Source organism: Microcoleus sp. N3A4 (assembly GCF_036701805.1).
GTDB lineage: Bacteria > Cyanobacteriota > Cyanobacteriia > Cyanobacteriales > Microcoleaceae > Microcoleus.
This window is the reverse complement of record NZ_JAUBRJ010000078.1, coordinates 1-14,947: the sequence shown is the minus strand read 5'-3', so window position 1 is coordinate 14,947 and position 14,947 is coordinate 1. Positions and strand designations below refer to the sequence as shown.

Here is a 14,947-nt window from a genome sequence, read left to right as displayed (position 1 = left end):
AACGATGATTGACTCAGAAGATTTTAACCTCACAACCACAGAACTTTTTCAACAGGCTTTGTCCCAATCGCAGGAACAGCATTATATCCTACGTCTTTATATTGCAGGTACAACGCTCCAATCGGTGACGGCGTTGCAAAATATCAAAAAAATTTGCGAGCAACATCTCCAAGGACGTTATGAATTAGAAGTTATTGATATTTATCAACAGACAGAAGACGCTATTGCCGAGAATATTGTCGCTGTTCCCACCTTGATTAAAAAGTTACCTATGCCCTTACAAAAGATCATTGGCAATTTATCGAATACGGAAAAAGTCTTAATGGGTCTTAATCTTGTGCCTAAAAATATCATTGGAGAGGAAAGCAATGAAGGATTCCCAAGCTCCTCTTGAAAAGTTGCGCCAAGAAGTCGAAACGCTACAGCAGCAATTGGCCCAAGTGCAGGAACGCCTAAATGTGACGGAAGAAACGTTGCAGGCTATTTGTTCTGGGGAAGTTGATGCTGTTGTTGTTTCTACGCAGCAAGGGGAGCGAGTTTTTACGCTTCAGGGGGCAGATTATGTTTATCAGTGTTTAGTTGAACAAATGGGCGAAGGAGCAGCAACTGTCTCTTCGGAAGGCTTGATTTTATACTGTAATAAGCGACTCTCAGAACTCTTAGATTGTTCTTTAAAAAACCTGATTGGCTCTGGGTTAGAAACCTTTATTGCGCCCAAGGATAGAAAAGCGTTTTTACTACTTTTACAGGAGGTTCAAGAAAAAGAAACTCTCACCAGAGAGTTATCTTTGATCGCGGCAACAGGAAATAAGGAAGTACCTGTCAAATTATCGCTTAAACAATTTAAAATAGATGAGCTTTTAGTTAATAGTATTATTATTACTGATATTACAGAATCTAAAATCAAAGAAGCTGCTAAACTCAGTCAGATTCTCAACAGCGCGATCGCCGTTATTAATAATTTTCGTCTTTTGACCGATGGCACGTTTAAAATCGATTCTTGGATAGGAGGAACCCAACAGATTTTTGGCTATAGCTTAGAATCTGTGCAAGCCGATTCTTCCCTAGTTACGGCGAATATACTACCTGAAGACCGAGAAAATGCTCTTGTCTCATTGGTGGGAAATATTAAAGCAGGGCGATCTGGGATCGTTGAGTATCGTTTTTTGCATGGCGATCGCACTATTCGCTGGCTTTCCTCAAACTATGTCGCTGAATGGGATCGAGAACAAGATTGTTGGGTGGGCATAGAAATTATTACGGATATCACCCAACGCAAAGAAACAGAGCAAAAAATTGCCGAACAAGCAGCCTTAATCGATCTTACTACTGATGCGATTTTTGTACATGATTTAGACGACAAGATTTTATTCTGGAATAAAGGATCTGAACGTTTATATGGTTGGACAGCTACCGAAATTATCGGGCAAAAAACTCAAACCTTATTTAATCAAGCAATTGCTCAGACTCAGGCTTTAAAAACCGCTATCGAACAAGGTACTTGGCAAGGTGAAATAGAACAAAACACCAAAATCGGCAAGAAAATTATCGTAGAAAGTCGTAAAACACTTGTAGAAAATCAATTCTCTAAGCTAAAATCTATTCTCGTCGTCAACACTGATATTACCGAAAAAAAACAACTAGAAAAACAATTTTATCATGCCCAGAGATTAGATAGTTTAGGAACGTTAGCAAGTGGGATCGCCCATGATTTTAATAACATTCTGACGCCGATATTGGGCGTTACACAACTGCTTCTCCTCAAACTCCCTAACCTTGATGACAAAACAGAAAGACTGTTGAATATCCTTTCTAGTAGTGCTAGACGTGGGGCTGATTTGACCGAGCAAATTCTTCTTTTTAGTAGAGAAACTGAAGGTAATCATGTAATATTACAACTAGGCGATCTGCTCCTAGAATTGATCGGTATTGCTAAACAGACATTTCCTAAATCAATCGCTATTTCGGCTGATATTCCGACTGTGGAACTGTGGACAATCTTGGCTGATGCTACCCAAATGCACCAAGTATTTATGAATCTGATGATTAACGCCAGAGATGCGATACCAGACGAAGGAACTTTGACAATTTGCGCTGAAAATCGTCTATTAAGTAAACATGATGCCCTGATAAATTTGGAAGCAAAAGCAGGTTCTTATGTGGTAGTGACTGTTTCTGATACGGGAATCGGCATCCCGCCAGAAGTGTTAAGCCGAATTTTTGATCCGTTTTTCACCACCAAGGAAGTTGGTAAAGGAACGGGACTAGGATTATCAACCGTGGCGGGGATTGTCAAAAATCATGGTGGTTTTGTCAACGTTGATAGCGAGTTGGGCAAGGGGACGGAATTTAAGATTTTTTTACCTGCTATAGACGGAGAGGTGAGTGTCATACCCCGAGAAAAATCAATGCCCAGAGGCCAGGGCGAGTTGATTTTAATTGTGGATGATGAAACATCTATTCGAGAGGTAGCACAAGCCTCTCTAGAAAACTATAACTACAGAACAATACTAGCTAGTGATGGGATCGAAGCCCTCGCTCTCTATACCGAACATCAACAGGCAATCAGTGTTGTGTTAATGGATATGATGATGCCAAACCTAGATGGTGTTACCACAATTAGGACGTTTAAAAAAATCAATCCTCTGGTGAATATAATTGCAACTAGCGGACTCCTTAAGAATAGAAAACTGGCATTAGATGCTGAGGTGAAAACATTTTTGTTAAAACCTTACACGATCGGAGAATTATTGCAAATGTTAACGGAGATACTGTCACTAGACGAAGATAAACCCGATGGCATCCCGCCCATTACCTCTCAAGCTCCTTCTCCCCTGGCGAGGGTTGAATTATCCAAGGACGCTTTAGCAATAATGCCCCTCGAATGGTTACAGCAAATGTATGAAGCGGCTTACTATTGCGATGGGGATGTCCTGCTGGAATTAATTGAACAAATACCTACTTCTCAAGGGGCGATCGCAAATGCCCTCAAAGATTTAGTGCTGAATTTTAAAACGGATATCATTATGGAATTAGCTGATTTATCTAAATTAGGGCTAAGGAACGATTAAAGCAGGTAAGTAAGGAGTCTCAATGCACATTAGTCCAGATGAGAGCGTGTTTTTGGCAAAGGAGATTCGTGACAATTAACATCATTTCCGGTTACACCGGAATGATGTTGACGGTTCACTGTTCACTGTTGACTGTTGACGCCGTGAACAGTGAACAGTCAACAGTGAACAGTGAACTCGAATTTACTATTCCGATGCTAACGGATTTGATATAACGTCACTTTGCTTTTTGTAAAATCAGGAAAACATTTTCTCAACCCAAGCAGCGGATTTATTTATGAACAAGCACATTTCTCAACTGACAAGTCTACTCGTCATTGCGATCGGGTGTGTCGTCCTGCTCGGTTGGCAATTTGACATCTCCCTACTCAAAAGTGGTTTTCCCGGTATGACTTCGACCATGAAAGCAAACACGGCACTTTGCTTTTTGCTGGCTGGAGTGTCTTTGAGATTGTTGCAGTACCAAAGACTAACCCGACTGCACTATCAAATCGCTCGAGGGACGGCCGGGTTGGTCTTTGTGATTGGGCTGCTGACGCTGAGCGAGTATCTCTTTGGTTGGCATCTGGGCATTGATGAGTGGCTTTTCCGGGATGTCGTGTCTTCAGCGACTCCTTATCCGGGGCGAATGGGAGTGAATACTGCCTTGAATTTTGTGCTGATGGGAGTAGCACTGTTACTGCTAGGGCAAAATCTCCAATGGGGCATTTGGTTGGCACAGATTTGCAGTAGTGTTGCGGCTTTAATTTCTCTCCTAGCTTTATTTGGACACATCTTTGAGGTCAATATTTTCGCCCAACTGATCTTAATTACAACAACTCAAGCCCTAAACACGATCCTCACCTTTTTCATCCTCTATGGAGGTATTTTATTGCTCCGACCCAAGGAAGGGTTAATGCAAGAAGTCGCCAGTCCGCTAGTCGGCGGATTGATGTTGCGGTGGCTGCTGCCTTGGACGATCGTCTTTCCAGTATCACTGAACTGGTTCACTCTTCAGGGGCAAAAATTAGGTTGGTATAACGCTGAATTTGGCTATGCCTTGCGGTCAATCATCATGGTTTTCACGTTCTCAATTCTCATTTGGGGGACGGCTCGATTTCTCAACCAGATAGATAGCAAGCGCCAACAAGCCGAAGCAGAACTAAAAAAAATTAACGAAACCTTAGAAAGTCTTGTAACTGAACGGACAGAAGCTTTACAAAAATCCCAGGCTCTTTTTGGGGGAATTTTAGAAATTGCGAATGATGCAATTATTTCAGTCGATCGCACTCAACGCATTACCCTGTTTAATCAAGGGGCGGAAAATATTTTCGGCTATAAAACTGAGGAAGTTTTAGGGCAACCTCTGAGCTTACTGCTGCCAGAACAGTTGAGGAATGCTCACCAGCAGCATATCCAACAATTTGCTCAATCTTCTGGTATAGCGCGAAGGATGGGAGAACGAGGTGAGATTTGGGGTCGCCGTCAAGATGGCACGCAGTTTCCGGCTGAAGCCTCAATTTCTAGGCTGGAAATAGGAGACGAAACGGTATTTACGGTTATTCTGCGCGATATCAGCGATCGCAAACAGGCTGAGGAAGAATTACTTCAAACAACAACGCTGCAAAAAGCCATTTTAGATAGTGCCAACTACAGCATCATTTCCACCGCCCTAGATGGTACGATTCTTACCTTTAACAAAGCCGCCGAGCGATGGTTGGGATATAGTACCGAAGAAGTTGTGGGGAAAGCAACACCTGCGCTCCTTCACGACAATGAGGAAGTCGTGCATCGCGCCCAAGATTTATCTGTCCAAATGGGAATCTCTATCGAACCAGGATTTGAGACTTTTGTTGCCAAGGCACGTCTTGGAGAGACAGACGAATACGAATGGTCGTACATCCGCAAAGATGGTAGTCGCTTTCGGTTACTCGTCTCGGTGACAGCTTTATATGACCCAGAAGGCAATATCACAGGGTTTCTCGGCATTGGAAACGATATTACCCTCCGCAAGCAAGCAGAAGAATCACTGGCACGCACGGCAGCGATTGTGGAACATTCTGGTGAGGCAATTATTAGCAAGTCCTTAGACGGCATCATTTTAAGCTGGAACAATGCAGCAGAAAAAATCTTTGGCTACAAGGCTGAAGAAATCATAGGACAATCGATCGCCATTCTAATTCCACCTAATCTTACCGACGAAGAACAGCAAATCCTCGAAAGGATTCGACAAGGAGAAATGATTAAAAACTATGAAACCTTGCGCGTCCGCAAAGATGGACAACTTATCCACATCTCTTGCACCATATCACCGGTGAAGGACACAAAAGGCAGAGTTATTGGGGCTTCTGTAATTAAACGCGACATCAGCGATCGCCAACGAGCTGAAAACGATCGCAAACAAGTTGAGATGGCTTTACGAAACAGTGAAGAGCAGTTTCGCCATGCCTTTGAAGATGCCTCGATCGGGATGGCGCTCATTTCTCTCGATGGGCATTGGCTTAAAGTCAATCCTGCCCTGTGCCAGATTGTTGGCTACTCCTCAGAAGAGTTGTTAACACTAACTTTTGAAGACATTACCTATCCTGAAGATTTAGAAGCGGATCTTAACAATAGACGTAAGCTATTAGCAGGAACGATTTCAACTTACCAACGAGAAAAACGTTATTTGCATAAGCAAGGACATATTGTTTGGATTCTGCTGAATGGATCGGTAGTACAAGATGAGCAGGGAAATCCACTGCATATTATTGCTCAAATTCAAGACATCACGGCTCGAAAAGAAGTTCAAAATACACTCGAACTGCAAAGCATTATTATGAATAATATGGCAGGGGGAGTGTGTTTAGTCAAAGCCTCAGACTTGACGATCGTCTACACTAATCCTAAATTTGATGCGATGTTTGGCTACCGAGAGGGCGAACTCGCAGGTCAACCCGTTGGTGTAATAAATTATGTCGATACACAGATTACACCCGACGAAACCGTTGAAGATATCGTCACTCAAGTCGATCGGGACGGGGAAGCGAAATATGAAGTCTACAACAAAAAAAAAGATGGCACACTCTTTTGGTGCAGAGTTCATACCTCTAAGTTTGAGCATCCTGAATACGGAACTGTATATGTTGCCGTTCAGCACGATATAACAAAGCTAAAACTGTCTGAACAAGCCTTGCAAGCTACCACAAACCGCCTTAACTTTCTCCTAAACTACAGCCCCGTCATTATTTTTAGCAGTAAACTTGATGGCGACTATGGCGTAACCTTCATCAGCGAAAACATCAAAGACGTAATCGGCTACGAAACCAAAGAATTTTTAGAAGAGTCTGGATTTTGGATGAATCATCTGCATCCAGATGATGTAGACCAGGTGCTTAATGGACTAAAAAATTTATTCACCGAGAGTTTTTATTTTCAGGAATTCCGTCTTCTGCACTCAGATGGGAATTATCGCTGGATACTCCAACAACTCAAGCTAATTCGCGATCGTGCGGGCAAACCAATTGAAATCTTGGGATATTTGATTGACATTACAGAACGCAAACAAGCCGAGTTGGAACTTCAGCAGGCTAAAGAAGCAGCAGAAGCAGCAAACCGAGCTAAGAGTATGTTCCTGTCCAATATGAGCCACGAACTCCGTACTCCTCTCAATGCTATTTTGGGATTTACGCAATTGATGAGTTACGATCCTGTTCTGACTCCCGAACTCCAAGAATATCTGGCGATCGTCAATCGTAGCGGCGAACATTTATTGCAATTGATTAACGACATTTTAAATTTATCCAAAATAGAGAGCGGACAGATGACTCTCAATTTTTCTGACTTTGACCTAAACATTTTGCTGACTTCTATTGAAGAAATGTTGCAAGTTCAAGCCCAATCGAAAGGATTGAAACTAATTGTCGAGCAAGCTCCCGAGCTTCCTCAGTTTGTGCATACCGATGAGAAAAAACTGTATCAAGTCTTGGTCAATCTGCTTGGTAATGCAATTAAGTTTACCAATCAAGGAAGCGTCATTTTAAGAGTTAGGCAACAGGGAATAACTAATCTTAAGCAATCTCAACTCCTGTTTGAGGTTGAAGATACAGGAGTGGGAATTGCGCCAACAGAAATTGATAGCTTATTTAGAGTGTTCGTGCAAGCTCAAGCTGGGAATAAATTGAATCAAGGTACTGGTCTAGGTCTAGCTATCAGCCAAAGATTTGTCCAACTCATGGGCGGTCAACTTCGGGTGCAAAGCACATTGAATCGGGGCAGCACTTTTTCCTTTGAGCTTGGGGTAAATTTACCTCAAGCAGTCCCCCTTGCCTCAAAATTGCTTAAACAAAGAGTGATTGGTATAGCTCCAGGACAACCAACTTACCGCATCCTTGTTGTTGAAGATTTAGAGGAAAATCGCCGCTTATTGGTCAAACTCCTTGCCTCAGTTGGTTTTGAGGTGCGCGAAGCAACACAGGGAGTTGAAGCACTCTCACTGTGGGAGAGTTGGTTGCCGCACCTGATTTTCATGGATTTGCGAATGCCAATTATGGACGGCTACACAGCTACTAAATATATTAGAGAACGCCCTAAAAACCAAGAAACTGTCATTATTGCTTTAACTGCCAGTGTTTTTGAAGAAGAGCGAGAGAACGTTCTGATGGCTGGTTGTGACGACTTTATGAGCAAGCCATTTCAGCAGAGAGACATCTTTGAAAAACTCGCTAAATATTTGGGAGTGCAATATATCTACGAAGCCGTAGGACAAACTCCAAAAAAACCATTGGTTGAAACCCTGTCTGTAGAATATCTATCCGTGATGTCCCCTCAGTGGTTAGAACAAATGTATCAAGCCGCTTACTATCTCGATACCGAAGTCATGAATGAATTAATCGTACAAATTCCCGAATCTAAAGCAAGTTTGTCCAAGGCACTAACTGATTATATCCAGAATTTTAATTCTGACCGAATTATGGAGTTAATTCGACCTCTGCTCCCGAATCCACTTTAGCGATCGAGTTTAAGGACAAAAAAGTTATATAGCATTCTTTTTGGGAAATGCTATTAATTATTTGACACGTTATTTGTTACTTATTGCACCGATCGCTGGAGTTGTAAACAATGCTACTGAAGCGTCCGTCAACAGTTCCCACTTCCACACAATACCCCGTCCGGTTTTCTACATAATAAGCACTTTTGCCGCCGTCAAAGGTTTGGGTTGTGCGGTAGGTGTAGCCCCGTCGTTGCAATTCTCCCTCTGCTTGCCCCGCTTTAGCTCCCACGAGGTCTTTTAATTTGGGAGGCACGGTACTATAGAGGTTTTCGGGGGTATTACCTTTGTTGGTAGTAGACGCGGAAGAGGGAGCGCGTTCGTTCTGATAGACGTAAACCGATTCGTCGCTAAAACGAAAGATGGTCGCCGGGCCGTCATTTTCTCTCAGAACTGACATCTGGTTTTTATACAGATATTCGTTCTCACCATTGGGTTTGAGTTCATAGGTAATGCCATCTTCCCGTTGAATGCGGATAAAGCCTTGACGCTGAGAGAAGGTGCAATTGACGACTTTCGATGCGCGGTCTTCCCCCCTGGGATAAATGTCACAGCGAGAATTAACGGTTTGAGCTTGGGTTGCTGAGGCGATCGCCAGGGTTGAAAAGGTGACGACAGCAGAGAATAGGGCGTTTTTCAACTTCATTTTTGACCAAATTCCGAGTTTTGGAGGGTTAATCAAGTGATAGTGCTTGAATTTCACTAGCCTGGTACTGTAGCAACAGTATTCATATTAAAGCTTATCAAACATCAAATAAACTCGACCACTTTTGTTCACCGTGAAGCCTCTAGTTCGTTTATTGCTCCTCTCCATGACAAGCGAATTTCAAAGGTGGTACCCGCCACGCGATCGATCCGTGGGATCAATCGAAAGCATCTGGAATCTAAAATCCTCAAGCCCCCGACTCGATCCGTGGGGTCAATCCAAAATCTAAAATCTAAAATCTAAAATCGAATGACCGCGATCCCCTCCTGGGTAGCCATCCAGGGTTATTACTGAGTTCGTCCGCTAATTCGACCCCATCTCAACAGTAACCATCCCCACAACTCGGCTTTTCTGTCAATAATCTGGATTTGTCTGTTAGCCCCAAAAAGACTCACAGATTGTGTGTGGTGTTCTCGCCTTGTGCAGGAGTATGGGGAAGCTGAAATCGTGCGCGATATTCCGATCGGCAAAATCGCTCCTCCTCAAGATGTTGCCAATGCGATCGCGTTTTTAGCGTCGGGTTTGGCTGCGCGCGCTACCGGGACTGCGATCGATATTAACGGAGCCTCTTACGTGCATTGAGAAAAATACTGTAAAATACCTCTCAAGGCTCACGCTCGCACCTTTTTAAAATCACTAAATTATCACTTTAGCAAGACGCTAAAAACATCATAAATGACTTATGTTTAGATAAAAAGATAGTCTGAGGAAAATTGATTATGACAACAGATAACGTCACCCACACAAAACGAGTTGCCATACTCATAGAAAATGGAGTTGAAGATTCCGAATTTCTAGTTCCTTACAACGCCTTAAAACAAGCAAACTTTGATGTAGTTGTCCTCGGTTCGCGGACAAACGAAAAGTATGCAGGGAAACAGGGCAAATTAGCCATGCAAGCAGACGGAACTACCACTGAAGCTGTGGTCGCAGAATTTGATGCAGTAGTCATTCCCGGCGGTATGGCTCCCGATAAGATGCGGACTAACCCCAATACAGTGCAATTTGTACGAGAAGCATTTGAACAAGGAAAAATTGTGGCTGCTGTTTGCCACGGCCCGCAACTTTTGATTGAAGCCGACTTGCTAAAAGGCAAAAATGCCACAGGTTTCTTGGCAATAAAAACAGACATTATCAATGCCGGAGCTAACTACATCAACGAAGCTTTAGTAGTTGACGGCAACTTAATCACTTCCCGCGAACCGGGAGATTTAGCACTATTTACCACCGCAATTCTGGCTCGCCTCGGTTACGGCGGAAAAGCCGTCGGTTTGCCAGAAGAAACCGACACAAATGCAGAATGGTGGAAATTAGCGAATGCTTGGGGCGGCTCCACACAAGGCGACATTGTTAAAGGTTTGAATACCGCCCTGGCAGGGGAACGCTATGCTTGCGAAGCCTTTGAAAATTATGCCGAAAAAACGCAAGATAGCGATTTGCGATCGCTATTGAGAAAAATGATTCAAAACAAACAGCACCACATCATCGCTCTAGAAAATCGCCTCAACGATTTCGGCGAAAAACCCTCAATTCCCGCCCAAATAGCCGACAAATACGCTAAATTAAAAGCCTCAATGCAAGGAACCGATGAAACCTTCTTGCTGCGGAGCACTTTCGGCGATTTACAAACCGGCGTTGTCGATATCAACAACCTGCGCGTGAAGTTCACCGATCCGGTATCAACAGCCATTTTTACAGAGATAGAATCGGATTTAACCAAGTGCGAGCAGGCCGTTGCTAAAGTCTACCGCGCCCGCGCAGTTTCCCAGGAAATTAAAGCTCCCAAACCTTCGACTAGCCCCGCTGTAAAAATGTAATCTGCTGGCGGTTAAAAAAGTTTGCAGTGGCGCGTTGACTCAGACGGCGGCGCCACTGCAAACTTTTAATGCAAAAATAAAATATACAATTTGCGGTAAAATAAAACCCAAGACTGAAAAGCAGGCACTAAAATAACTGCAAGGTGGAGGGTTTTATTAAATGGGTTCTATTTTTGTTTCAGCCGGACACGGCGGGATTGAAGGCAACGTGCGCGATGTCGGCGCGATCGCTTTTGGTACAACTGAAGCTCAAGAAATGATCTTAACTCGGGATGCCTTAGTAGCTGAACTGCGGCAGCGAAAGATAGAAATTTTCTCGGTGCCTGATAGTCTCAGTTTAGCGCAAACTATCGCTTGGATTAACGACCGTTGCAGCGCGGGAGATGTAGCGGTAGAAATGCACGCCGACTCTTTTTCCAATCCCCTAGTTCGCGGTGCAACCGCGTTTTATATTGGCAGTAACCCCGCTCGAAAAGCCAACGCTGAATTAATCTTAAATGGCTATTTGCGGCGGATTCCAGAAATGGTCAGCCGCGGCGCAAAAGCAGACACTGAGGCCGGTGTTGGTAGTCTTGGATTTTGCCGGCGCGTCAACATCCCTTCGCTGCTGATAGAACTCGGTTTTTTGACCAATGCCGAGGATTTGAAAATCTTTCAAAATCGCCGTCGCGACGTAGCACTCGGACTCGCTGACGGACTCGAAGCTTGGTTAAAAAATACGAATTTGAAACCCTTGCCAACACCGACACCGACACCGACACCGACACCGACACCGACACCGACACCTGCACCAAAGCCTGTAACTTATCCGCTAATTAATATCAACATTAACGGTTCGCCGCACGAAGACAAAGGCATTTTGGTGAACGGAAATGCCTTCGTCCCCTCGGAAGTTCTGGACGTTCTCAATATCCCGCCTGCGGCAGTTGACAGGCGGGTAACGTATAATGGAGTAGTATTTGTGCGGGCGATCGACCTGCGCGATCGGGATATTGCGGTAACATGGGATCAGCCAACAACCACAGTCTCGCTGCGATCGCGCCGCGATATCCTCTCAGGCCTCGGAAAAATCATGGGTCGCGGTCTAACTACCGCCCAACACATGACAGTATTTCTTACCAAAAATAACAGCAAAGCGCTGACAGCATTTCCCAATTTACCTCAAATTTACGTGCAAGAAGCAGCCGCAGAAGGCGTCAACCACGACATAGCTTTTTGCCAAATGTGTTTAGAAACAAATTATCTCAACTTTGGCGGTGCAGTCAAAGCAGAACAATTTAACTTTGCCGACATGGGAATCATCAGCCCCACAAATTCCGGCATCTCATTTCCCGATGCCCGAACTGGAATTAGAGCGCAAATTCAGCACCTCAAAGCTTACGGCAGCACAGAACCAATCAACCAACCTTTAGTTCAAGAAAACGTGCGTTTTCGCTTTGTCAAGCGCGGCGTCGCCCCCACCGTCAACGAACTTGCAGGCCGCTGGAATTCCGATCCCTTATACGGACAAAAAATCATCAATACAATCCGGCTTTTGTACGAAAATGCAGGTTTGCTGTAGTCAGTTGACAGTTGACAGTTGACAGTTGCTATTAGTGATTAGTGATTAGTTATTAGTTATTAGTTATTAGTTATTTGCTACTAATAACTAATAACCAATGCCCAATGCCCTGTTTGGCCAATGCCCAATTCCCAATGCCCAATTCCCAATGCCCAATGCCCAATTCCCGATTATCAAATAACTATGGTTTCCAGCACAAATAACTTCTCAGACATTCAAAATCATTGGGCAAAAATATTCATTGACGGCTTAGTAGAACGGGCGGTGATTAGCGGTTTTCCCGATCGCACTTTTCGGCCCAACACCAACTTAACCCGCGCCCAATTTGCCGCCATTGTCAGCAAAGCCTTTCCCATACCCGACAAACGGCCCTACATTCCCTTTATCGACGTTCCCGCCACCCACTGGGCGGCCGCCGCCATTGAAACAGCATTTAAAAGAGGGTTCATATCCGGCTATCCCGACAAGCTATTTAAACCCGAAAATATGATTACCAGAGCGGAGGCATTAGTTGCCTTAGTTAGCGGTATTTTTGGGGCAAATGCTGCACCGACAACTAATCTTATCCTATCAAACATCTACCAAGACAGCAGCGAAATTCCCAACTATGCCAAAAAGGCGATCGTCCTAGCCACCCAATCCGAAATAGTCGTCAACTCTCCAAATTTAAACTTATTAAATCCCGCCGGAAATGCCACCCGCGCCGATGTCGTCGCCTGGGTTTATCAAGCTTTAGTACATCTCAAAAGAGCGCCGCAAATCTATTCTCAATATATTATAGTTCTCAGTAAAGTTCCGCGACCGCAAGTTAGCGTCAGCCACCAGCGAGAATTTCGCGGAGTTTGGATAACATCCGTGTGGAATATTGACTGGCCTTTCAGCGACAAACTCTCAACTGAACAGCAAAAAAACCAACTGCTGATAATTCTTGACAGGCTACAAGAAATGAATTTCAATGCTATTATCCTCCAAGTTCGACCCGCAGGCGACGCCCTTTACGCCTCGGAATTAGAACCTTGGAGCGCATGGCTGACAGGAACCCCAGGAAAGCCGCCGCAACCTTATTACGACCCTTTAACATTTGCCATTACAGAAAGCCACAAACGCAACATCGAATTTCACGCTTGGTTCAATCCCTACCGCGCCAAAGTTTCCACCCAAACCCCCGCCAACGTCAGCCCCCACCTCTCTGTTACCAATCCCGAATGCGTTTATCAGTGGGGGGACGAAATGTGGATGGACCCGGGAATTTCTTTAGTTCAAGATAAGACTTACAACGTAATTTTAGACGTAGTAAAGCGCTACGATATAGACGGCGTTCACTTCGACGATTATTTCTATCCTTATCCGATTGCCGGCAAAGAATTTCCCGACAGCAAGATTTACAATAGTTATGTCTCTAGAGGCGGGAAAATGAGTTTAGGAGACTGGCGCAGAGAAAATGTTAACAAGTTAGTTAAAAGACTGGGAGAAGGAATTCGAGCGACAAAACCAAACGTTAAATTCGGCATAAGTCCCTTCGGCATTTATCGCCCCGGACAGCCGCCCCAAAGTCGCGGTTTAGATGCCTACGAAACACTTTATGCCGACGCCAAAAAATGGTTAGAATCAGGTTGGGTAGATTATCTAAATCCGCAACTTTACTGGCGCATCGATCAAACTGCTCAAAGCTATCCTGTTTTGTTGCAATGGTGGCTACAAAACAACCCCCAAAACAGACATATTTACCCGGGAAATAACTTAGGCAAACTCGACGGCGACAAGTGGACGGTAAACGAGATTAACAAGCAAATTGAGATTACGCGAAACTCTCAAAAAAACTTAGCTTTGGGCAATGTTTTCTTCAGTATGAAAGCTTTTAGCGAAAATCGTCAGCAAATTTACGATAATTTCAAATCGACTACTTATGCAAAACCAGCCCTCGTTCCCGCGATGCCCTGGCAAAAGGGTACTCCGCCGCCCCCTCCGACAGGAATCGAAGTAAAAAAAGTGGGAAATAGCAATGTTTTGCAGTGGAGAAATCCCGCCGATAAAAACATCCGTTCTTGGACGCTTTATCAAAAGAATGGCGATAGCTGGAAGCTCATCAAAATCCTCAATGCAGAGACAGTGCAAGTATCAGTAGGAACGGGGATTTACGCTGTGTGCGCGGTGAGTATAATGGCGGTAGAAAGTGTAGGAGTTTTTATAGAAATATAATCACAAGTTTAGCGAAAAATGATGGCATACAATGTTCATACGTTGCTGCAAATAGAAGCGATGGGCATCAAAACGCTGAACTCCTGAATCTAGATGTAACTCTTTGCAATCATGGTGCCTGCCAAATTCTATCAACCACTCAAACAGATTTTGCCCGTAACCTTTTGACCGCACTGTTTCATCAACAACCAAATCATAAACATACAAAAATCGTCCCCACGCCAAACACTCATCAATACAGAACCCTGCTACAGCAAATATTTGAGCATCTCGTTCTAAAAAAGCCAACTCGTAACCATTCTGCTTTTGACGCTGAACTTTCTCCAAAAAATCCTCTTGTTTCAGGTGTGGACGTAATTGAGCCAATATCGGAAAGCATTCAAGGATTTGTGAATCGGATTTTGCCAACTGGATCGACATAAACTAAAATCTATCGAAACTTCACTTCTAGACTATAGTACATAATTTTTTTCCATCCCATTGACAAAAAACTTTCGCCAATTCGAGGGAGTCATTCGATTTTAGATTTTAGATTTTAGATTTTGGATTGACCCCACGGATAAATTCGGGGGCTTGAGGATTTTA

General features: G+C 43.9%; 9 protein-coding genes. 7 read left to right on the top strand and 2 right to left on the bottom strand.

What is annotated here, in order from left to right; all coding sequences use genetic code 11:
• Nucleotides 1-4 precede the first annotated feature (4 nt).
• From QUA56_RS30465 to QUA56_RS30455, 3 genes are all read left to right on the top strand, one after another.
• Nucleotides 5-394, top strand: coding sequence for a circadian clock KaiB family protein (locus tag QUA56_RS30465; protein ID WP_333365835.1), 390 nt, complete (start codon nucleotides 5-7; stop codon nucleotides 392-394).
• Nucleotides 369-3,071 (top strand): PAS domain S-box protein, encoded by a 2,703-nt coding sequence (locus QUA56_RS30460; RefSeq protein WP_333365832.1) that lies wholly within the window; start codon nucleotides 369-371, stop codon nucleotides 3,069-3,071. Before QUA56_RS30465 ends, QUA56_RS30460 begins: the two co-directional genes overlap by 26 nt.
• 277 nt (nucleotides 3,072-3,348) lie before the next feature.
• A complete protein-coding gene (locus QUA56_RS30455; RefSeq protein ID WP_333365829.1) occupies nucleotides 3,349-8,040 on the top strand; it encodes a PAS domain S-box protein in 4,692 nt (1,563 codons plus the stop codon).
• Between the two features lie 76 nt (nucleotides 8,041-8,116).
• On the opposite strand, the gene QUA56_RS30450 is transcribed toward QUA56_RS30455, so the two are convergent.
• Nucleotides 8,117-8,725 (bottom strand): hypothetical protein, encoded by a 609-nt coding sequence (locus tag QUA56_RS30450; RefSeq protein ID WP_194066781.1) that lies wholly within the window; start codon nucleotides 8,723-8,725, stop codon nucleotides 8,117-8,119.
• Between the two features lie 462 nt (nucleotides 8,726-9,187).
• On the opposite strand from QUA56_RS30450, the gene QUA56_RS30445 reads away from it, so the two are divergent.
• The 4 genes from QUA56_RS30445 to QUA56_RS30430 all read left to right on the top strand — a co-directional run bounded on the left by QUA56_RS30445 (nucleotide 9,188) and on the right by QUA56_RS30430 (nucleotide 14,362).
• The gene (locus QUA56_RS30445; RefSeq protein WP_333365826.1) at nucleotides 9,188-9,367 is read left to right on the top strand and encodes an SDR family oxidoreductase; all 180 of its coding nucleotides are present in this window, start codon (nucleotides 9,188-9,190) and stop codon (nucleotides 9,365-9,367) included.
• 137 nt (nucleotides 9,368-9,504) lie between these two features.
• A complete protein-coding gene (locus tag QUA56_RS30440) occupies nucleotides 9,505-10,602 on the top strand; it encodes a DJ-1/PfpI/YhbO family deglycase/protease (protein WP_333365823.1) in 1,098 nt (365 codons plus the stop codon).
• A gap of 160 nt (nucleotides 10,603-10,762) precedes the next feature.
• The gene (gene tftA, locus QUA56_RS30435) at nucleotides 10,763-12,163 is read left to right on the top strand and encodes a hormogonium tapered terminus morphoprotein TftA (protein ID WP_333365820.1); all 1,401 of its coding nucleotides are present in this window, start codon (nucleotides 10,763-10,765) and stop codon (nucleotides 12,161-12,163) included.
• Nucleotides 12,164-12,283: 120 nt separating this feature from the next.
• Nucleotides 12,284-14,362, top strand: a complete 2,079-nt coding sequence (locus QUA56_RS30430; protein WP_333365818.1) for a family 10 glycosylhydrolase — start codon at nucleotides 12,284-12,286, stop codon at nucleotides 14,360-14,362.
• On the opposite strand, the gene QUA56_RS30425 is transcribed toward QUA56_RS30430, so the two are convergent.
• Nucleotides 14,363-14,770 (bottom strand): GNAT family N-acetyltransferase, encoded by a 408-nt coding sequence (locus tag QUA56_RS30425; RefSeq protein WP_333365815.1) that lies wholly within the window; start codon nucleotides 14,768-14,770, stop codon nucleotides 14,363-14,365.
• Nucleotides 14,771-14,947 lie beyond the last annotated feature (177 nt).

What these genes read in the sequence shown, in the direction of transcription:
- QUA56_RS30465 (WP_333365835.1), top strand. Translation starts at nt 5, where the DNA reads ATGATTGACTCAGAAGATTTTAACCTCACAACCACAGAACTTTTTCAA.
- QUA56_RS30460 (WP_333365832.1), top strand. Translation starts at nt 369, where the DNA reads ATGAAGGATTCCCAAGCTCCTCTTGAAAAGTTGCGCCAAGAAGTCGAA.
- QUA56_RS30455 (WP_333365829.1), top strand. Translation starts at nt 3,349, where the DNA reads ATGAACAAGCACATTTCTCAACTGACAAGTCTACTCGTCATTGCGATC.
- QUA56_RS30450 (WP_194066781.1), bottom strand. Translation starts at nt 8,725, where the DNA reads ATGAAGTTGAAAAACGCCCTATTCTCTGCTGTCGTCACCTTTTCAACC.
- QUA56_RS30440 (WP_333365823.1), top strand. Translation starts at nt 9,505, where the DNA reads ATGACAACAGATAACGTCACCCACACAAAACGAGTTGCCATACTCATA.
- tftA (WP_333365820.1), top strand. Translation starts at nt 10,763, where the DNA reads ATGGGTTCTATTTTTGTTTCAGCCGGACACGGCGGGATTGAAGGCAAC.
- QUA56_RS30430 (WP_333365818.1), top strand. Translation starts at nt 12,284, where the DNA reads ATGCCCAATTCCCAATGCCCAATTCCCAATGCCCAATGCCCAATTCCC.